This window comes from Streptomyces sp. NPDC045470, from assembly GCF_040646595.1.
Lineage (GTDB): Bacteria > Actinomycetota > Actinomycetes > Streptomycetales > Streptomycetaceae > Streptomyces.
The window spans coordinates 211118-230698 of sequence record NZ_JBEZAN010000008.1 but is presented as its reverse complement, the minus strand read 5'-3'; the positions used below and the strand labels follow the sequence as shown (position 1 = coordinate 230698).

The following is a 19581-nucleotide window of genomic DNA, read 5'->3' as shown; positions in this document are numbered from 1 at the left end:
CGCGACGGCTCGTAGGACCTCCCCTCGCGCTCGGGGCGGAGGTCGGTCACGTGCCGACCTTGCCGACCACCGGGGCGAGCCCCGCCGAACGCTCCACCGCACCGGAATCGCCGCACTCCACCAGCCAGTTGGCGAGCATCCGGTGGCCCCACTCGGTCAGGACCGACTCGGGGTGGAACTGGACGCCCTCGACGGGAAGTTCCCGGTGCCGCAGCCCCATCGCCACACCGGTCTCGGCGTCGTCGCCCGTCCAGGCGGTGACCACCATCTCGTCGGGGACGGTGCCGGGCTGCACGGCCAGGGAGTGGTAACGGGTGGCGGTGAACGGGGTGGGCAGGCCCTTGAAGACGCCCGCGCCCTCGTGGGAGACCAGCGACGTCTTGCCGTGCAGCAGCTCGGGCGCCCGGCCCACGACACCGCCGTAGGCGACCGCCATCGACTGGAGACCGAGGCACACACCGAAGACCGGCACGCCCGTGTCGGCGCAGTGCCGGACCATGTCGACGCAGACACCGGCCTGCTCGGGAGCGCCGGGCCCGGGAGAGAGCAGAACGCCGTCAAACCCGTCCTGGGCATGGCGCAGCTCGACCTCGTCGTTGCGCAGCACCTCGCACTCGGCCCCGAGTTGGTAGAGGTACTGGACGAGGTTGAAGACGAAGCTGTCGTAGTTGTCGACGACGAGGATCCTCGCGGTCATCGGACGGCTCCCATCCCTCGGTCGACCGTGACGTCGTTGAAGGGGAGCAGCGGCTCCGCCCACGGGAAGACGTACTGGAAGAGCACATAGACGATCGCCAGCACCAGCACGAGTGAGACCAGCGCCCTCACCCATGCGTTGCCCGGCAGATGCCGCCAGATCCAGCCGTACATGCTGTCGCTGCCCCTACTTGCCGATGACGATGACCGTGTCGATCGATGTCGATCGCTCCACCAGACTAAAGGGCGAGGGCGGCGGCCGGGGGGTCAGCCGGTCAAAGCCGACGGCCTTCCGCGCTCCACGGGTTGGGTGGAATCCAGGTGCGCCCAGACGATCAGCCGGTGGCTGTGACCCCACTCCGGCTCGCAGGTCGTCAGGGTCAGGTACCGGCCCGGACCGTTGTATCCCGATTTGCGCGGTACGGGGTCGATCACCCCGATGTCGGTGGGCAGCGTCGTGTAGGGGCGCCGGTCGATCCGGTACGTGTACCAGGTCGTGCCGTCCGTGAGCACCACCGCGTCGCCCGGCCGCAGTTCGGGGAAGTCCTTGAACGGGTCGCCGTAGGTGCGGCGGTGCCCGGCGACCGCGAAGTTCCCCGTACCGCCGAGCCGCGCGGTGCGCTCGTAGTGCCCCAGACCCTTCTTCAGGACGTCCGTCCCGGTGCCTTCCAGTACGGGCTTGCTCCAGTCGGCGCCGAACCGCGGGATGTACATCACGGCGAAGGACTTGCCGTTCTCGTACCGCGGTTGTCTCCCGGCCCTGTCGGGCTGCCCGGCGGCCGCGTCCTGGGACGCGGCCGCCGGGCCGGTGGACCACCGGTCCTGGAGTGCGCCGATCTCACCGTCCATCGCACTGTCGGCCCGTACGCCGGTCCAGAACAGGACGTACACCACGAAGAGAACGATCAGCGTGCCGACGGTGACGCACACCTCGCTGAACGTCCGTACGACCAGCCGCGCCGCCGAGGCGCGCCGCCTCCCCCCGCCGGGCCGGCCTCCCGTCCCGGGCCGCGCCGCCTTGGACCGTGCCGTCATCGCGGACCGCCCCCTCCCCGGCCGCCGGCGCCGGTGCGGGCGGCCGGCGGGTCACGGCTTCACAGGCTGTGCGTAGTGGAGATCCACTGTGCCGGAGTAGCCGGGCAGAGTCACCGTCTCGTGCTGGTCGACTTTCCAGCCGAGCCCGTAGGCGTTGACGTACTGCATGTAGTTCTGGATGGCCGGCGAGGCGGTCAGCGCCCTGCTCAGCTTCTCCCGGTCGCCGACGGCGGTGACCTTGTACGGGGGCGAGTAGACGCGGCCCTGGAGGATCAGCGTGTTGCCCACGCAGCGCACCGCGCTGGTGGAGATCAGTCGCTGGTCCATGACCCGGATTCCCTTGGCACCGCCCTGCCACAGCGCGTTGACCACGGCCTGCAGGTCCTGCTGGTGGATGACCAGGTCGTTGGGCTGCGGCTCCGGTACGCCGGGGATCTTCGCGGTGGCGTTGGGCGGGGCGTCCGTGAGGGTGACGGTCACACCCTGGCCGTCGACCGGCTTGGTGCCCGCGTTCTTCTCCAGCGCCGCCAGCCGGGCGTTCTCGGCCGCCGAGTTGCCGTTGTCCTGGTGCGCGAGGGTGTCGACCTCGTCGCGCAGCGCGGCGTTGCGCTCGTCGTGCGCACCGTTCTTGTGGCTGCGTTCCTGGATGAGGTCGGACAGGCGCAGCATCGAGTCGTCGGAGCGCAGGTCCGTGCCGCGCGCGGTGTCGAAGCTCAGCCAGAAGATCAGCCCGGCGAGCGCGAAGACGCCCAGGGTCAGCAGGCGCACCGGCCGCAGGCGGCGGCGCGGCGGGCGGCCGGGGGAGTCAGCGGAAGTGCTCAACGTACCCTTGCTCCTTACGACGCCGCGGAAGCACTACGCTAACGGACGCCCGGGGAGGGAATCCGCTCCCCGTCGCGTCCCCGCCCGGCCCGCGTCAGCATCATCCGCCCTCAGTGCGGTCACGCAGATCATCGACAGGAGAGTTCCTCGTGCCGAAGTCACGGATCCGCAAGAAGGACGACTTCACGCCGCCGCCGGCGAAGCAGACGACCAGCCTGCGCATGAGTTCCGGCCGGGGCTGGGTCGCCCCGGTGATGCTGGCGCTGTTCCTGATCGGCCTGGTGTGGATCGTGCTCTTCTACGTGACCGGGGGCGACATGCCCGTCAAGGCGATGGGCAACTGGAACATCGTGTGCGGGTTCGGCTTCATCGCGGTGGGCTTCGGCGTGTCCACCCAGTGGAAGTAGCCCGGACCGAGCCGCGTCCCCGGTGACACCGGTCATCGGGGACGGCCACCCCCGGCGGAACGGCCACGGTGCCGCCCCTGCCCGGCCCGCTTTTCGCCCTGGCGCGGACGTCGTCGCGCAAGCCCTGCCCAAGGCCATCCACACAGTTATCCACAGCCGGGGAAAACTTCAGAAGATCTGTGGATAACTTCCCGGCCGTTGACGCCGGTGTGACCAGCGGCCCGTCACCCCGACCGCCGCCCCGCCCCGTCCTTCCTGGGAAAACGCGTCTTTGTACAGACCGGAACACGCGTTCCCCACCTGGTGCACAAGATCCGCCACCCGCTGTGGACAACCCGTACCCGGAGCGTGGACAACACGTACCCGAAGGGCCTCCCGCGCCCTCACGGACCGGTACGGGACAACCGCGCACCGCGCACGGCAGACCCGCGCACCGTGGACCACGCCCGCCGCCCCGCTCACCCCACGAGCTGAACGGTCCGTACCCACACCACCGCGACGATCACCAGGAACGCCACCGCGAACGTCAGGCCCTGCACCAGCGCCCGCCGCTCCCGCGGCGCGTGCACGATCCCGTACGTCACGGCCGCGCCGACGACCAGCCCGCCGACATGGGCCTGCCACGCGATGTTGGGCCACGCGAACGTGAAGACCAGGTTGAGCGCCAGCAGGATCAGTACGGGCCGCATGTCGTAGCTCAGGCGGCGCATCAGTATGGCCGTCGCGCCGAGCAGCCCGAAGACCGCGCCGGACGCCCCCAGCGAGGGCTGGTTCTGCGCGGCGAGCAGATACGACAGGGCGCTGCCGCCGAGCGCGGAGAGCAGGTAGAGCCCGATGAAGCGGACCCGGCCGAGGGCCGCCTCCAGCGGCGGGCCCAGCCACCACAGCGACAGCATGTTGAAGATGATGTGCATCGGCTCCTGGTGCAGGAACGCCGCCGTCAGCAGGCGGTAGAACTCGCCCTCGGCGACGCCGATGAACGTCAGGTCCTCGGGAACGAACGCCCCGCCGATCATCTCCAGGCCCTGGACCAGGCTGTCGCCCACCGCCAGCACCGCGATGAACACCGCGACGTTGATGCCGAGCAGGACCTTGGTGACCAGGCGGGTGTCCGCGGCGAGCGAGCCGCCCGCGATCGTCCGGGGGGCGGTGGCCTGCGCCGTACGGCCCGTACCGCTGCCGCCGCGTACGCAGTCCGGGCACTGGAACCCGACCGACGCGCTGACCATGCACTCGGGGCAGACGGGCCGCTCGCAGCGCGTACAACTGATGCCCGTCGCACGGTCCGGATGGCGGTAGCAGCCGGGCGCGGCGTCGCCCGGCCGTGCGTCCTGCGGCTCCTGCGGGCTGCCCGGCGCCTGGTCCATGGTCCCCTCGGTCCCTCGTCCGAATCCGTGCGGACGTCACCGCACGACGAAGTGCGCGCCCCACCCGATCTACGACCGGGCGGGGCGCAATGTTCCCGCGGGTCCGCGGTCCGGGGCCGCTGCGGGTCTCCCGGACCGGACGTCCGCGGTGACGCGGTACGCGCGTCAGCGGGTCTCGACGACGACCGACTCGATCACGATGTCGCTGACCGGGCGGTCGGTGCGCGGGTTGGTCTGGGTACCCGCGATGGCGTCCACGACCTTCTTGCCCGCGTCGGTGGTGACCTCGCCGAAGATGGTGTGCTTGCCGGTCAGCCAGGTGGTCGGGGAGACCGTGATGAAGAACTGCGAGCCGTTGGTGCCCGGGCCGGCGTTGGCCATGGCGAGCAGGTACGGCTTGTTGAAGGCCAGGTCCGGGTGGAACTCGTCCTTGAACTCGTACCCCGGGCCGCCGGTGCCGTTGCCCAGCGGGTCGCCGCCCTGGATCATGAAGCCGCTGATCACCCGGTGGAAGACGGTGCCGTCGTACAGCTTCTCCGTGGTCTTCTTGCCGGTCTCCGGGTGGGTCCACTCGCGCTCGCCCTTGGCGAGCTCGACGAAGTTCTTCACCGTTGTCGGGGCGTGGTTCGGCAGGAGCCGAATCTCGATGTCGCCCTGATTGGTCTTCAGGGTGGCGTAGAGCTCTTCAGCCACGATCTACCTTCCATAAGTCTGCACTGACGGTTCCCGATCCTCGCACGGACGTGTGCCCCGCACCCGGACACCGCAGCGTTCGGTCTGCCTTTCCGCCACCAGTACCGGCCGAACCGGCGCACGGCCCGGAAAACCGTGGCATTGTCATCGCAAGGCTCCGTATGGCCCCCAATGACCCGGATGCCCGCTCGCACATGCCGTATGTCGTGTGAGCAGGCATGATCTTGAACCGGGTGGACAGGCGACACAGCAGACATCGGGGGACAACCCCCCGAGCCCCCCGGACACGCCACCGAGGAGGAGGATCCCGTGACCCGCAAGGACAGCGTGCGCGCGGCGACCAGTTCGGCCAAGGACAGCGTGCGACACGCGGCGGAGGTGGTGGCTCCGTATGCCGGTACGGCCAAGGACACCGCCACCCACTACGCGCACGAGGCCCGCACGCGACTGGCACCCAAGGTGGCCGAGGCCGCTCACCAGGCCCGCAGCCAGTACGACGCCCACCTGCAGCCGCGCATCGACCACGCCCGCGGCGCCCTGCCGCCGAAGGTCGACGCGGCCGCGAGCCGCGCCGCCGAGCGCACCCGCAAGGCAGCCCGCCAGGCCGCCGACTACACCGCCCCGCGCGTCGAGCACGCCGTGCACAGCGCACGCGCCGCCGCGGAACCGGTCCGCGAGCAGGCCGTGGCACGCGGCACGGCCGCCATCGCGGCCCTCCGCGGCCAGGTGTCGGCCAAGGAGATCGAGAAGCTCGTCAAGAAGCACAACCGCCGCCGCCGTGCCGGCAAGGCCGTCAAGCGGATCGCGGTCGTGGGGCTCCTCGCCGGCGGCGCCTACGCGGCCTGGAAGTGGTGGGACAAGCAGGCCAACCCCGACTGGCTGGTCGAGCCCCCCGCCCCCACCGAGGTCAGCGAACGTGCCACTCTGACCGCCGTCGACGGCACCGCGGAGGCGGCCGCCCTGGATCCGGAGGTCCAGGCCAAACAGGCCGAAGCCGAAGCGGAAGAACGCGGCGGCCCCACGCCCTGACCCCCGTGCCCTCTCCGGCGACACCCCGCCCCCGACGTCTCCGGACCCCGCCCGGCCCGCGCCGCGACGCCCATCAGGAGCGCGCGGCACGGGCCGCCGCGCGTTCAGGGCGTCGGCAGAAAAGGCGGCAAAAAGACCCCCTGACCTGCTTTTCAGCAGGTCAGGGGGTCTGACCATGTGGAGCCTAGGGGAGTCGAACCCCTGACATCTGCCATGCAAAGACAGCGCTCTACCAACTGAGCTAAGGCCCCGTCGCGAACCAGGGTACCCGGTGCCCGGGAGGTTTCCCGACCGGGTATCGCCGCGCGCAGGTGCTCTCCGTAGGATGCTTCGCGAGATTCGCGGCAGCGAAGCGCGATCGGGGAGACAGGGGAGACGCCATGGACGCAGCACAGCAAGAAGCCACCGCGCGCGCTCGGGAGCTGCAGCGCAGCTGGTACGGCGAGCCCCTGGGAGCGCTGTTCCGCCGTCTCATCGACGACCTCGGCCTCAACCAGGCACGCCTCGCGTCCGTACTGGGACTCTCCGCGCCGATGCTGTCACAGCTCATGAGCGGCCAGCGGGCCAAGATCGGCAACCCGGCCGTCGTCCAGCGGGTCCAGGCACTCCAGGAACTGGCCGGGCAAGTGGCGGACGGCAGTGTGAGTGCCGCCGAGGCCACCGACCGGATGGACGAGATCAAGAAGACCGCGGGCGGGTCGGTGCTCAACAACACCACGCAGACCGCGTCGTCCACGGGGGCGACGACCGTACGGCGTGTGGTGCGCGAGATCCAGTCGCTGTTGCGCTCGGTTTCGGCCGCCGGCGACATCATCGACGCCGCGAACACCCTCGCCCCCAGCCACCCCGAACTGGCAGAGTTCCTCAGGGTCTACGGAGCGGGGCGCACCGCGGACGCGGTCTCCCACTACGAGGCCCACCAGAGTTAGACGGCGAGCAGCCGGGGGCGGCGCGCGACAGCCCCCGGGAGTCGGGCAGTTCGGTGGTTCGGTAGGCGGACGGGGCGCAATGGGTGAGGTCTTCGCCGGTCGGTACGAGCTGATCGACCCGATCGGGCGGGGCGGCGTGGGAGCCGTGTGGCGCGCCTGGGACCAGCGGCGCCGCCGTTATGTGGCGGCCAAGGTGCTGCAGCAGAGCGACGCGCACACGCTGCTGCGGTTCGTACGGGAGCAGGCCGTACGGATCGACCACCCGCACGTACTGGCCCCCGCGAGCTGGGCCGCGGACGACGACAAGGTCCTGTTCACCATGGACCTGGTGCACGGCGGTTCACTGGCACACCTCGTGGGGGACTACGGGCCGCTGCCGCCACGCCTGGTGTGTGTCCTGCTCGACCAGCTGCTGTCGGGGCTGACCGCGGTCCACGCGGAAGGCATCGTGCACCGCGACATCAAGCCCGCGAACGTCCTGCTGGAGTCGACCGGGACCGGCCGGCCGCACGTGCGGCTGTCCGACTTCGGCATCGCGATGCGCAAGGGCGAGCCACGGCTGACCGACGCCAACTACGTGGTGGGCACGCCCGGTTACTTCGCGCCGGAACAGATGCTGGGCGCCGATCCAGACTTCCCCGGGGACCTCTTCGCGGTCGGCCTGGTCGCGGTGAACCTGCTCACCGGTGCCAAGCCGGACGCGCAGGGCCTGGTCGAGCGCTTCACCGAGCACGGCACTCCGGAGGCTCCCGAGGACATCGCGGAGCCGCTGTGGCAGGTGCTGGCGAACCTGTTGCAGCCGGACCCGGAGCTGCGCTTCAAGACGGCCTCGGGCGCGCGCAAGGCGCTGCTCGCGGCGGCCGAGCTGCTGCCGGAAACGACGATCGAGGACGAGGTCGTCGAGGTCTTCGACCACATCGGTCCGCTGCCCGCCGGGTTCGGGCCGGACGGCCCGCTCCGGGCGAGGCCGCCGAAGCGGGCGGAGGGGCAGGGAGAAGGCGGGCAGGGGAAGGGCGGGCAGGAGGGGCAGGGGCAGCAGGAACACCACGGGTCGCCTCGGCCGGAGCAGCCGGCCGCCGCGCCCTCCACGCCGCCCACCCCGCCTCCGGTGCCCCTGTCCGACACCGGCGGTTTTCCCTTGGCGCCGCCCTCCACCGGTATACCCGCACCGCAGCACCCCGCCACCGACGCCCCGGGCGCTGCGCACACGCCCGGCACCGGCCGCGACGGCGTACGGCCCCAGAGCGGCGCTCAGGGAGCCGCTCAGGGAGCCGCTCGGGGACCCGATCAGGAGCGCGTAGGCGGCCCGCACGGGAAGGCGTACGGAGCGCAGTACGAAGCCCAGTACGGAGCGCAGTACGGAACAGCGCACGAATCACCACCCGAAACCCCGCCCCCGCCCCCCTACGCGGCCCCGCAACCCCCCACCACACCCCCGACCCTGCCCCCGGCGCACCCCCTCGGCCACGGCCCGTCCAGGCCCCCGGACACCCGCCCGTACACGCCCGACCGCCCGCAGCCGTTGCCGCCCTCCGGACGCGCAGCGGCCCGTCGGCACCGGGCCGTGCCGCAGCGGCGTCCCGGGCCTCCGCCCAAGGTCGCGGTTCCGGTGATCGTGGTGGCACTGCTGTGCATCGCGTTCGGTGTCTGGGCTCTGTCCGTCAGTTGACACGCAGCGCCCCACCCAGCAAGCCCTCGGTCCGCCAACGCAGTTCACTGCTGCCCGCGCGCCCCACCGCTCTTCCAGCGCGCAGCCAACGCCCACGCCCCCAGCGCCAACAACAGCACCGTCCCCGTGCTGATGCCGCCGTACCCCAGCACGCGCAGCCTGCTGCTCGACGCCACCTGCTGCGTCGTCATGCCCTCGTCTGCTGCTGCGCGTTGTTGCGGCGACACAGAGAAGTCGGTGGTCTTCTCTCGGTAGTCGGGGCCGCGTTGCGGTCGGCCTGCCGGGTCGATGCGTAGGGTGATCGGGGTGCCGTCCTCGAAGTACTTCGCGGCATCCGGATGCAGTGACACGGCGAGGTAGTAGGAGCCCGCGAAACGCATCGCGCTCACCGGGGCGGCGGCGTTGTAGCGGTTGCCGTAGTCCACGGGTGCTGTGGCGATCCTGGCGGCGGCCGGCTTGCCGTCGTACGCGATGAAGCGCGTGTCGCTGACCGGGCCGCGCGCCGGGTTGTAGACCCCCAGCCCCAGCGCGCTGGCCACGAGCCGCGAGCCGGCCACCGCGCGCTGCCCGCGCACCGCAGCGCCCCCGCCCGCCAGCGTCCCGCCCGGCAGCTCGACGCTCACGCTCAGCTGCTGCCCCCAGTCCACCGGTACGCGGTAGAACCGGGTCTCCCCCGGCCTGATGCGGTCCTGCCACACCCCTTTGCCGATCGGCCCGGCGTCGTTGAAGCCGGTGCCGCCGTCGGCGTCCTTCTTCTTGCCGCCGGTCAGCGGTACGGGGGTCGCCGTGGACCAGGAGCCGGGGGCAGGTTGGGCGGGTGGTGCGCCCGTGAGCCCGGGTTCGCGCTGGAAGCGGAGTTCGACGGGCCAGCGGGACGCCCCCGGTGCCGACGCCTTGCCGACCCGCTTGACCACGAAGTAGTAGGCGCCTGCCTTCTGGCAGTTGGTCCGCGGCCCGTCGGCACGGCGGGTGGCGTAATCGGCGATCGGGTACGCCATGCCGCGGCCGCGGAAGGCCGTACTCCCGCCCGGGGAACAGGCGTTGCCGTCGGCGTCGCGGAGGCTGACCTTCAGGCTGTCGGTGTGGTCCGCGACCTCGCTGCCGGGCCGGGGCGCGGCCACCGCCGAGAAGTAGGCGCTGGACTTCTCGTCCAGCCGCACCGTGTAGTGCTTCTCGTCGCCGCGGGCGAGGGTGTCGGTGTACGTCCCTGGCTCGATACGCGGCGCGCCGGACGGTCTCTGGGTGCCCTGCACGGGCTGGGCGCCGGCCGCCGTCCGGTAGGCGGGCGGGCTGTTCCGCGCACCGTCCGCGGGCCCTGCCGCCCCGGCACCCGCCAGCGCCGGTACGGATACGAGTACGGGCACCAGGACGGGCACCAGCCTCCCGGCGCGCCCACCCCTTCGCGTACGCCCCCTTGCCACGAGCCACCCCTCACCACATTTGCTTTTGCAAGCTACTTATGTGCTATGGCAAACCCGTCGGGACGGCCGCGTCGCACGCCGCGTCGCACGCCGCGTCACGCGCCGTCCCGCCCCCGGACGCACGAGACCCCGGTCACCGTCACACGGTGGCCGGGGTACGTACGTTGACTACGAACTGCTGTGCGTCTCACACACCCGAACCTGCGGGCACGGAGTCGGTCGCCTCCGTCCACAGATCCTGCTCGGCGCGATCCGCCTGGATCTGGCGGTACACGAGGAGCCCGCCGATGGCGGCCAGTGCGACCAGGAGAAGCTTCTTCACCGCGCGACCTCGTCTTTCGTTGACGTAGGGGACCTCTGGGGGCCGATGATACACACCGGCCGATACCGATCGGTGACCTAGGGCCCGACCCATGCGCGATGACGCACGGACCGTCCTCGCCCGGACCCGCCCGCCCGGCCGTGGCCACCCCGAACGCGAAAGAGGCCCCACCGTCTCCGGTAGGACCTCTCTCGCGCTGGTGGGGCTAACAGGACTTGAACCTGTGGCCTCTTCCTTATCAGGGAAGCGCTCTAACCGTCTGAGCTATAGCCCCGCGCTGCACCGAAAGATTAGCGCACTTCAGAGGCATTCCCAAAATCGTGGTCCGGGAGTCCCCGGGCCCTCGGGAGGGGCCGCCGTACGGCCCCTCCCGAGGATGCCCGCGTCCGTCACTCGTCCTCGGCGAGGGTCAGCTCGACGCCGCCCACGAACCCGGCCGAGATGTTGTAGATGAAGGCCCCGAGCGTGGCCAGCGCCGTGGCGAGCACGACGTCGATCACCGCGATGACCGCGGTGAACAGCAGCACCCGCGGCAGCGACAGGAACGACTGGAGGTCGAAACCGCCGCCGTCGCCCGACCCCGTCGCCTCGCTGATCGTGCCGCCGACCGTGGTGAAGACGCCCATCGCGTCCATCACCATCCACAGCACCGACACCGCCACGATGGTGCAGATCCCCAGCGCGATGGAGAGCAGGAAGCTGACCTTCATCACCGACCAGGGGTCGGCCCGGGCCACGCGCAGCCGGGCCTTGCGGGTACGAGGCGTCGTACGGGCGCCCGTACGCGGCCGGCGCACCCCCTGCTGCGCCCCCGCGCCCTGTCCCGCACCCGATCGGTACGCCTGGGGCGGCTGGTACGGCTGCTGGCCGCCCTGCGTGCCCCCGCCCTGGGGCCCGGGCGCCGGGCCCGAACCCTGGGCCGGGGGCTGCGGCTGCGCCGCGGAATGCGGTTGCGGCTGTCGCCGGTCGGTCACGGTTCCCCCCTGGTAGGAGCCCTCGGACGAGGTGTCACCGGACGCGGCGGAGCCACGGGCGCTGTCCTCCGTCACGGTCGCGGGTCCCGAACGGGAGCTCTTCCTGTCTCCCGGTCCACCCGCCGCAGCGCCCGTGGCTCCACTCACGACCTACTCCTCGCGTTACTCCGCCGCGGGCTCGCCGCCCTCGGCCACCGCGGACTCGGTGCCCTCCGCCTCGTCGGCCGCCCCGGGCTCCACACCCGCGTCGACCTCCTCGGCCTCGCGACCGGCCTCGGCGTTACGTGCGATACCGACCACGGCATCGCGCTTGCCCAGGTTGATCAGTTGGACGCCCATGGTGTCACGGCCCGTCTCCCTGACCTCGCTGACCCGCGTACGGATCACGCCACCGCTGAGCGTGATGGCGAGAATCTCGTCCGTCTCCTCGACCACCAGGGCGCCGACCAGCTCACCCCGGTCCTCCACGATCTTGGCGGCCTTGATGCCGAGACCACCGCGACCCTGGACGCGGTACTCGTCCACCGAGGTGCGCTTGGCGTAGCCGCCGTCGGTGGCGGTGAAGACGAACGTACCGGCCCGCACCACATTCATCGAGAGCAGTTCGTCGCCCTCGCGGAAACTCATGCCCTTGACACCCGAGGTGGCGCGTCCCATCGGACGCAGCGCGTCATCCGTGGCGGTGAACCGGATCGACTGCGCCTTCTTGCTGATCAGCAGCAGGTCGTCCTCGGCGGAGACCAGTTCGGCACCGATCAGCTCGTCGTCCGCGCCCTCCTCCGTCTCCCGGAGGTTGATGGCGATGACGCCGCCGGAACGCGGCGAGTCGTAGTCCTTGAGCGGCGTCTTCTTCACCAGGCCGCCCTTGGTGGCGAGCACCAGGTAGGGCGTGGCCTCGTAGTCGCGGATCGCCAGGATCTGCGCGATCTGCTCGTCCGGCTGGAAGGCGAGCAGGTTGGCCACGTGCTGGCCGCGCGCGTCCCGCCCGGCGTCCGGCAGCTCGTACGCCTTGGCCCGGTAGACCCGGCCCTTGTTGGTGAAGAACAGCAGCCAGTGGTGGGTGGTGGAGACGAAGAAGTGGTCGACGATGTCGTCTTCCTTCAGCTTCGTGCCCCGTACGCCCTTGCCGCCGCGCTTCTGCGACCGGTAGTCGTCGGTCTTCGTCCGCTTCACATAGCCGCCACGGGAGATCGTGACGACGATGTCCTCCTCGGCGATCAGGTCCTCGACGGACATGTCGCCCTCGAAGGGCACCAGCTTCGAGCGCCGGTCGTCGCCGAACTTCTCGACGATCGCCGCCAGCTCCTCGCTGATGATCTGGCGCTGGCGCTCCGGCGAGGCGAGGATCGCGTTGTACTCGTTGATCTTCGCCTGCAGCTCGTCGTGCTCGGCGGTGATCTTCTGGCGCTCCAGGGCGGCCAGCCGGCGCAGCTGCATCTCCAGGATCGCGTTGGCCTGGATCTCGTCGATGGCCAGCAGGCCCATCAGGCCCTCGCGCGCCACGTCGACCGTATCGCTGCGCCGGATGAGCGCGATGACCTCGTCGATCGCGTCCAGCGCCTTGAGCAGACCGCGCAGGATGTGGGCCCGCTCCTCGGCCTTGCGCAGCCGGAACTTGGTGCGCCGGACGATGACCTCGACCTGGTGGGTGACCCAGTTGCGGATGAACGCGTCCAGCGACAGGGTGCGCGGCACGCCGTCCACCAGGGCGAGCATGTTCGCGCCGAAGTTCGTCTGCAGGTCGGTGTGCTTGTAGAGGTTGTTCAGCACGACCTTGGCGACGGCGTCCCGCTTGAGGACGATGACCAGGCGCTGGCCCGTACGCGAGGAGGTCTCGTCACGGACGTCGGCGACGCCGCCGATCTTGCCGTCCTTGACCAGGTCGGCGATCTTCTGCGCGAGGTTGTCCGGGTTGACCTGGTACGGCAGCTCGGTGACCACCAGGCACTGGCGGTTCTGGATCTCCTCGACCGCCACCACCGCACGCATGGTGATCGAGCCGCGGCCGGTGCGGTACGCGTCCTCGATGCCCTTGCGGCCCACCACCAGCGCGCCGGTCGGGAAGTCCGGGCCCTTGATGCGCTCGATGAGCGCGTCCAGCAGCTCCTCGCTGGAGGCCTCCGGGTGCTCCAGCGCCCACTGGGCACCGGCGGCGACCTCGCGCAGGTTGTGCGGCGGGATGTTGGTCGCCATGCCGACCGCGATGCCGGCGCTGCCGTTGATCAGCAGGTTCGGGAAGCGGGCCGGCAGGACCGTCGGCTCCTGGTTGCGGCCGTCGTAGTTGTCCTGGAAATCGACGGTCTCCTCGTCGATGTCCCGCAGCATCTCCATGGAGAGCTGCTTCATCTTGCACTCGGTGTACCGCATGGCCGCGGCCGGGTCGTTGCCGGGCGAGCCGAAGTTGCCGTTGGAGTCCACCAGCGGCATCCGCATCGACCACGGCTGGGCCAGCCGGACCAGGGCGTCGTAGATGGAGGAGTCACCGTGCGGGTGGTACGTACCCATCACGTCGCCGACGACGCGGGCGCACTTGTAGAAGCCCTTCTCGGGGCGGTACCCGCCGTCGTACATCGCGTAAAGGACGCGGCGGTGCACCGGCTTGAGGCCGTCCCGTACGTCCGGCAGCGCGCGCGAGACGATGACGGACATCGCGTAGTCGAGGTAGGAGCGCTGCATCTCCGTTTCGAGCCCGACGGGCTCGACACGCATGCCCACGCCTTCGATGGCGGGGGCCGCGCCCTCGGCGGTCACGCCGTCCGGGGTCACAGGGGTGTTCTCGTCGGCCATTGCTGTTCTAGATCCTTTCGAGCTGCGGCTGCTGCGGTCCCCGCCGTCGGGCGGGGGAGGGCCGACAGGGCTCAGATGTCGAGGAAGCGGACGTCCTTGGCGTTGCGCTGGATGAAGGAGCGCCGGGCCTCGACGTCCTCACCCATCAGCACCGAGAACAGGTCGTCGGCGCGCGCCGCGTCGTCCAGCGAGACCTGGCCGAGCACGCGGCTGTCGACGTCCATGGTCGTCACGCGCAGTTCCTCGGCGTTCATCTCGCCCAGACCCTTGAAGCGCTGGACCGAGTCGTCCTTGATCCGCTTGCCGTTCTGCTTGCCGAGCTCGATCAGGGCGTTGCGCTCCCGGTCGGAGTAGGCGTACTCGAAGTCGTCCCGGCCCCACTTGATCTTGTAGAGCGGCGGGCGGGAGAGGTAGACGTGCCCGGCTTCCACCAGCGGCCGCATGAAGCGGAAGAGGAAGGTGAGCAGCAGGGTGTTGATGTGCTGGCCGTCGACGTCGGCGTCCGCCATCAGGATGATCTTGTGGTACCGGAGCTTCTCGATATCGAAGTCCTCGTGGACACCGGTACCGAAGGCCGAGATCAGCGCCTGCACCTCGTTGTTGTGCAGGATCTTGTCGACCCGTGCCTTCTCCACGTTCAGGATCTTGCCGCGGATCGGCAGGATGGCCTGGTACTGCGGGTCACGGCCGGACTTGGCCGAGCCGCCGGCCGAGTCACCCTCGACGATGAAGATCTCGCACTTGGTGGGGTCGTTGGACTGGCAGTCCGAGAGCTTGCCGGGCAGCGACGCCGTCTCCAGCAGGCCCTTGCGGCGGGTCAGGTCCCGGGCCTTACGGGCCGCCACCCGTGCGGTCGCGGCCTGGATGCCCTTGCGGATGATGTCCGCGGCCTCGTTCGGGTTGCGGTCGAGCCAGTCCGTCAGGTGCTCGTGGACCACCTTCTGCACGAAGGTCTTGGCCTCGGTGTTGCCCAGCTTCGTCTTGGTCTGGCCCTCGAACTGCGGCTCGCCGAGCTTGACCGAGATGATCGCCGTCAGACCCTCGCGGATGTCCTCACCCGTGAGGTTGTCGTCCTTCTCGCGCAGCAGCTTCTTGTCCCGGGCGTAACGGTTGATCAGGCCCGTCATCGCCGAGCGGAAGCCCTCTTCGTGCGTACCGCCCTCGTGCGTGTGGATGGTGTTCGCGAAGCTGTAGACACCCTCGGTGTACTGGGTGTTCCACTGCATCGCGACCTCGAGGGAGAGCATCCGCTCCTTGTCCTCGGCCTCGATGTCGATCACCGTGGGGTGGACGACCTCGCCCTTGCGCGAGTTCAGGTACTTCACGAAGTCGACGATGCCGCCCTCGTAGTGGTACCGGACCGTGAGCGCCTTGCCCTCCTCGTCCACATGGGCCTCGCGCTCGTCGGTGAGCGTGATCGTCAGGCCCTTGTTGAGGAACGCCATCTCCTGGAAGCGGCGCGACAGCGTCTCGAAGCTGTACTCGGTCGTCTCGAAGATGTCACCGTCGGCCCAGAAGGTGACCGTCGTACCGGTCTCCTCGGTGGCCTCGTTACGGGACAGCGGAGCCGTCGGCACGCCGAGCTTGTAGTCCTGGGTCCAGCGGTAGCCGTCCCGCTTGACCTCGACGGCGACCTTCTGCGACAGCGCGTTGACGACGGAGACACCCACGCCGTGCAGACCACCGGAGACCGCGTAACCGCCGCCGCCGAACTTGCCGCCCGCGTGCAGCACCGTCAGCACGACCTCGACGGCCGGCTTCTTCTCCGAGGGCACGATGTCGACGGGGATGCCGCGGCCGTTGTCGACGACGCGCACGCCGCCGTCCGGCAGGATCGTCACGTCGATGGTGTCCGCGTGCCCGGCCAGCGCCTCGTCGACGGAGTTGTCGACGACCTCGTACACGAGGTGGTGCAGACCACGCTCGCCGGTCGAGCCGATGTACATACCGGGGCGCTTACGGACCGCGTCCAGGCCCTCAAGGACGGTGATCGCGCTGGCGTCGTACGACTTCTCTTCCGGAGAGTCGCCACTGGCGCCGGCAGGAACCCCCTCTTCAGTAGAAGCCGTCTTGTTCTCGTTGAGGTCGCCGGAGTCGGCCACGAAGCGCCCTTTCTGGCACAGCACGAGCCGCCTCCATCAGAAGCAGGGCGGCTGCGTCGTTCGACATGTTCCGCGAGTGGGCGGGATTGCTACCAGTCTACCGGTAGCGCCGACACTAATGGGGGTTTGCGGGCGCCTGAGTCGTCATGTGCCGCCCTGAAGTGCCGTTGGCCGACTCCCCATATCTGCGACGGGCCCCCAGGACGCTCTAGACGGCGTTCAGCGCTTCGGGCTGTCAACCTCCGGCTACCGTGAGCGGAGTCTCACCCGCAACACGCGTTCACCTCGGAGCCTGTGTCCGAGCCCCGGCCGGATCAGCGCACGTCGTCCGGTGCACTGCGCTGCGCTCCGTCTCGGCTCTTCCATCATTCCTTCGGAGGCCGAACCGATCGCAAGGCGCCGGAGTGTCTTCGTGGGGCGCCCCCTGACCTTTCGGGCCTCGGGCCTTTCGGGGGGAGGCAGGCGCCCGGCCGTGGCTCGGACAGAGGCTCTCAGCCGTACGTGTCCCCGGGGCCCTTGCTGCCGGGCGCCCGCAACGGCCCGTACCGCCGCGCCGGACCGCCCGGACCCAGCACCTTGATCAGCTTCACCGTGCCCTGCCCCAGGTCCTGGTTCAGCCGCGCGACGAGCTGCGGCGCCAGCAGCCGCAGCTGTGTCGCCCACACCGTCGAGTCGCACTGCACCGTCAGTACGCGCGCTTCCTCGTCGTACTTCTGCGGTTCGCAGTGCTGCGCCACCTCCGGCCCCACGAGCTGCGGCCAGCGCCCCATGACGCCGCCCACCGCGGCCGGGGTCTCCCAGCCGCGCTCCGTGATGAGCCGGTTGATCGCCGCTCCCAGCGGCAGCGGGTCGCGCCCGTCGGCGCGCGCGCCGGAGCGCAGACCGCCGCGGCGCGCCTGCTTCTTCTGCTGCGCGGCGGCACCCCGCGCCTTCGCCTGCTCCTTGGCGGCGACCAGCGCCTGCCGGGCCAGGTCGATCCCGGACAGCTCCGGGGGCTTGGGCTGGTCGGCGCCGGGCGGCCGCTCCGAGGGCTCCTCGGAGGGCGTTTCCGGCCGCTCGCCGCTCATCACCGGCTCCGACGCCCGCTCACGGCGAGACCTTCTCCGCGACACCCTCGGACACCGCGAACCGGGCCCCCGACAGCACGCCCGGCACGTCGTCGTCCACCGCCGCGGTCACCAGCACCTGCTCACCGGGCGCCACCAGCTCCGCCAGCCGCTCCCGCCGCCGGCTGTCCAGCTCCGCGAACACGTCGTCGAGCACCAGCACCGGCTCGTTGCCCTCACCGCGCAGCAGGTCGTACGAGGCCAGCCGCAGCGCGAGCGCGTACGACCAGGACTCGCCGTGGCTCGCGTACCCCTTGGCGGGCAACTGCCCCAGCTTGAGCAGCAGATCGTCGCGGTGCGGACCGACCAGCGTCACTCCGCGCTCGATCTCGTTCTTACGGGCCGCGCCGAGCGCCTCGGTCAACAGCCCGTACAGCTCCTCCCGCGTCGAGACACCGTGCATCGCGTCACCGGCCGAGCCGCGGTACTCCATCGCGAGGGGACCGCCGCCCGGCGCCAACTGCTCGTACGCCTTGTCGGCCAGCGGCTGGAGCGTGGCGATCAGGTCCATGCGCTGAGCCAGCAGCTCCGCGCCGACCCGGGCCAGGTGCTGGTCCCACACGTCCAAGGTGGACAGGTCCATCTGGCGTCCGCCGTGCCGCCTGGCCAGCGCCGCGCTCTTCAGCAGCGTGTTGCGCTGCTTGAGCACCCGGTCGTAGTCCGAGCGCACGCCCGCCATCCGCGGCGACCGCGCCGTGATCAGCTCGTCCAGGAAGCGGCGGCGCTCCCCCGGATCGCCCTTGACCAGCGCCAGGTCCTCCGGCGCGAACAGCACCGTCCGTACGATCCCCAGCACGTCGCGCGGTCTGACCTGCGACGACCTGTTGATACGCGCCCGGTTGGCCTTGCCCGGGTTCAGCTCCAGCTCGACCAGTTGCTGCCGCTCGCCCTGGACGACCGCGGCCCGCACGATCGCCCGCTCGGCCCCCATCCGCACCAGCGGCGCGTCGGAGGAGACCCGGTGGCTGCCGAGCGTGGCCAGATAGCCGACCGCCTCGACGAGGTTGGTCTTGCCCTGCCCGTTGGGGCCGACGAAAGCGGTGACGCCCGGGTCGAGCGGGACCTCGACCCGGGCGTACGAGCGGAAGTCGGCGAGCGAGAGATGCGATACGTGCATGTGGCGCGCCGACCTCCCCCGGCTACCGGACCTTCTGCTACCTGGCTGTCTGCTTCTTCGTGCGGCTTACTTCTTCGCGTTCTCGACGGCGTGGCCGCCGAACTGGTTCCGCAGCGCCGCGATCATCTTCATCTGCGGCGAGTCGTCCTGACGCGAGGCGAAGCGCGCGAAGAGCGACGCCGTGATCGCGGGCAGCGGCACGGCGTTGTCGATCGCGGCCTCGACCGTCCAGCGGCCTTCGCCGGAGTCGGCGGCGAAGCCCCGCAGCTTCTCCAGGTGCTCGTCGTCGTCCAGCGCGTTGACCGCCAGGTCCAGCAGCCAGGAACGGATGACCGTGCCCTCCTGCCAGGACCGGAAGACCTCGCGTACGTCGGTGACCGAGTCGACCGCCTCCAGCAGCTCCCAGCCCTCGGCGTAGGCCTGCATCATGGCGTACTCGATGCCGTTGTGGACCATCTTCGCGAAGTGGCCCGCGCCCACCTTGCCGGCGTGCACCGAGCCGAACTCGCCCTCCGGCTTGAGCGCGTCGAAGATCGGCTGGACCTTGGCGACGTCCTCCGTGGAGCCGCCGTACATCAGCGCGTAGCCGTTCTCCAGGCCCCAGACACCGCCCGAGACGCCGCAGTCGACGAAGCCGATGCCCTTGGCGCGCAGCTCCTCGGAGTGCTTCTCGTCGTCGGTCCAGCGGGAGTTCCCGCCGTCCACCACGACGTCACCGGGGGACAGCAGGTCGCCCAGCTCGTCGATGGTCGCCTGGGTCGCGTCGCCGGCGGGCACCATGACCCACACCACGCGCGGACCCTTGAGCCCGTCCACCAGTTCCTTGAGGCTGTTCACGTCAGCCAGGTCCGGGTTGCGGTCGTATCCGATGACGGTGTGGCCTGCGCGGCGGATGCGCTCGCGCATGTTGCCGCCCATCTTGCCGAGACCGACGAGACCGAGCTCCATCAGTACCCCTTACGTTGCGTTACGGCACATCCCCGCCCTACGTGTCGAGTTTACGCGCGAAGCCACGACGCGGCGGAGCGGGCCCCACACCTGTGGACGACCGGGGGTGCGGCGGGGACGCCTCGTGAGCCTTTCGGCTTTTCGGACCGGAACTCCT

General features: G+C 70.3%; 18 protein-coding genes and 2 tRNA genes. 4 read left to right on the top strand and 16 right to left on the bottom strand.

The window, feature by feature from the left end; all coding sequences use genetic code 11:
• Window positions 1–46: 46 nt before the first annotated feature.
• The 4 genes from AB0A97_RS23535 to AB0A97_RS23520 all read right to left on the bottom strand — a co-directional run bounded on the left by AB0A97_RS23535 (window position 47) and on the right by AB0A97_RS23520 (window position 2553).
• Window positions 47–697, bottom strand: coding sequence for an aminodeoxychorismate/anthranilate synthase component II (locus tag AB0A97_RS23535; protein ID WP_361153167.1), 651 nt, complete (start codon window positions 695–697; stop codon window positions 47–49).
• The gene (locus AB0A97_RS23530) at window positions 694–870 is read right to left on the bottom strand and encodes a hypothetical protein (RefSeq protein WP_361153165.1); all 177 of its coding nucleotides are present in this window, start codon (window positions 868–870) and stop codon (window positions 694–696) included. Before AB0A97_RS23530 ends, AB0A97_RS23535 begins: the two co-directional genes overlap by 4 nt.
• 93 nt (window positions 871–963) lie before the next feature.
• Complete coding sequence (locus AB0A97_RS23525) at window positions 964–1731, bottom strand: class E sortase (RefSeq protein ID WP_361153162.1); 768 nt, start codon at window positions 1729–1731, stop codon at window positions 964–966.
• Between the two features lie 51 nt (window positions 1732–1782).
• Window positions 1783–2553, bottom strand: a complete 771-nt coding sequence (locus AB0A97_RS23520) for a DUF881 domain-containing protein (RefSeq protein ID WP_361153159.1) — start codon at window positions 2551–2553, stop codon at window positions 1783–1785.
• A gap of 149 nt (window positions 2554–2702) precedes the next feature.
• Here AB0A97_RS23520 and crgA point away from each other — a divergent pair, with 149 nt between their 5' ends.
• A complete protein-coding gene (gene crgA / locus AB0A97_RS23515) occupies window positions 2703–2960 on the top strand; it encodes a cell division protein CrgA (protein WP_030017047.1) in 258 nt (85 codons plus the stop codon).
• Window positions 2961–3418: 458 nt separating this feature from the next.
• Here the strand turns inward: crgA and AB0A97_RS23510 are convergent, their stop codons facing one another.
• Together AB0A97_RS23510 and AB0A97_RS23505 are read right to left on the bottom strand one after the other, a co-directional pair.
• Window positions 3419–4327 (bottom strand): rhomboid family intramembrane serine protease, encoded by a 909-nt coding sequence (locus AB0A97_RS23510; protein WP_361153156.1) that lies wholly within the window; start codon window positions 4325–4327, stop codon window positions 3419–3421.
• A gap of 165 nt (window positions 4328–4492) precedes the next feature.
• The gene (locus AB0A97_RS23505) at window positions 4493–5020 is read right to left on the bottom strand and encodes a peptidylprolyl isomerase (RefSeq protein WP_361153153.1); all 528 of its coding nucleotides are present in this window, start codon (window positions 5018–5020) and stop codon (window positions 4493–4495) included.
• 309 nt (window positions 5021–5329) lie between these two features.
• Here AB0A97_RS23505 and AB0A97_RS23500 point away from each other — a divergent pair, with 309 nt between their 5' ends.
• Window positions 5330–6049 carry a DUF5324 family protein gene (locus AB0A97_RS23500; protein ID WP_361153151.1) on the top strand — a complete coding sequence of 240 codons (720 nt, stop codon included), beginning with the start codon at window positions 5330–5332 and terminating at the stop codon, window positions 6047–6049.
• A 178-nt stretch (window positions 6050–6227) separates the two neighbouring features.
• Here AB0A97_RS23500 and AB0A97_RS23495 read toward each other — a convergent pair.
• Window positions 6228–6300, bottom strand: a tRNA-Ala gene (locus tag AB0A97_RS23495).
• A gap of 129 nt (window positions 6301–6429) precedes the next feature.
• On the opposite strand from AB0A97_RS23495, the gene AB0A97_RS23490 reads away from it, so the two are divergent.
• Window positions 6430–6978: a DNA-binding protein gene (locus AB0A97_RS23490; protein WP_361153148.1), complete on the top strand. Its 549-nt coding sequence runs from the start codon at window positions 6430–6432 to the stop codon at window positions 6976–6978.
• A 79-nt stretch (window positions 6979–7057) separates the two neighbouring features.
• The gene (locus AB0A97_RS23485; RefSeq protein WP_361153145.1) at window positions 7058–8647 is read left to right on the top strand and encodes a serine/threonine-protein kinase; all 1590 of its coding nucleotides are present in this window, start codon (window positions 7058–7060) and stop codon (window positions 8645–8647) included.
• A 44-nt stretch (window positions 8648–8691) separates the two neighbouring features.
• On the opposite strand, the gene AB0A97_RS23480 is transcribed toward AB0A97_RS23485, so the two are convergent.
• The 9 genes from AB0A97_RS23480 to gnd all read right to left on the bottom strand — a co-directional run bounded on the left by AB0A97_RS23480 (window position 8692) and on the right by gnd (window position 19424).
• On the bottom strand, window positions 8692–10011 hold the full coding sequence (locus AB0A97_RS23480; protein WP_361153142.1) for a hypothetical protein: 1320 nt from the start codon (window positions 10009–10011) through the stop codon (window positions 8692–8694).
• 244 nt (window positions 10012–10255) lie between these two features.
• Entirely contained in the window at window positions 10256–10390 is a 135-nt protein-coding gene (locus AB0A97_RS23475; protein ID WP_003958712.1) for a DLW-39 family protein, read from the bottom strand.
• 197 nt (window positions 10391–10587) lie between these two features.
• Window positions 10588–10664: transfer RNA gene (locus AB0A97_RS23470), tRNA-Ile, on the bottom strand.
• Window positions 10665–10779: 115 nt separating this feature from the next.
• The gene (locus AB0A97_RS23465; RefSeq protein WP_361153140.1) at window positions 10780–11439 is read right to left on the bottom strand and encodes a DUF3566 domain-containing protein; all 660 of its coding nucleotides are present in this window, start codon (window positions 11437–11439) and stop codon (window positions 10780–10782) included.
• An 87-nt stretch (window positions 11440–11526) separates the two neighbouring features.
• The gene (gyrA, locus tag AB0A97_RS23460) at window positions 11527–14151 is read right to left on the bottom strand and encodes a DNA gyrase subunit A (RefSeq protein WP_361153137.1); all 2625 of its coding nucleotides are present in this window, start codon (window positions 14149–14151) and stop codon (window positions 11527–11529) included.
• A gap of 71 nt (window positions 14152–14222) precedes the next feature.
• Window positions 14223–16277, bottom strand: a complete 2055-nt coding sequence (gene gyrB / locus AB0A97_RS23455) for a DNA topoisomerase (ATP-hydrolyzing) subunit B (RefSeq protein ID WP_361153134.1) — start codon at window positions 16275–16277, stop codon at window positions 14223–14225.
• Window positions 16278–16744: 467 nt separating this feature from the next.
• Window positions 16745–17320, bottom strand: a complete 576-nt coding sequence (locus tag AB0A97_RS23450; protein WP_361153132.1) for a DciA family protein — start codon at window positions 17318–17320, stop codon at window positions 16745–16747.
• A 19-nt stretch (window positions 17321–17339) separates the two neighbouring features.
• Window positions 17340–18476: a DNA replication/repair protein RecF gene (recF, locus tag AB0A97_RS23445; RefSeq protein WP_361153129.1), complete on the bottom strand. Its 1137-nt coding sequence runs from the start codon at window positions 18474–18476 to the stop codon at window positions 17340–17342.
• A gap of 66 nt (window positions 18477–18542) precedes the next feature.
• Window positions 18543–19424, bottom strand: a complete 882-nt coding sequence (gnd, locus tag AB0A97_RS23440; protein WP_361153126.1) for a phosphogluconate dehydrogenase (NAD(+)-dependent, decarboxylating) — start codon at window positions 19422–19424, stop codon at window positions 18543–18545.
• Window positions 19425–19581: the final 157 nt, after the last annotated feature.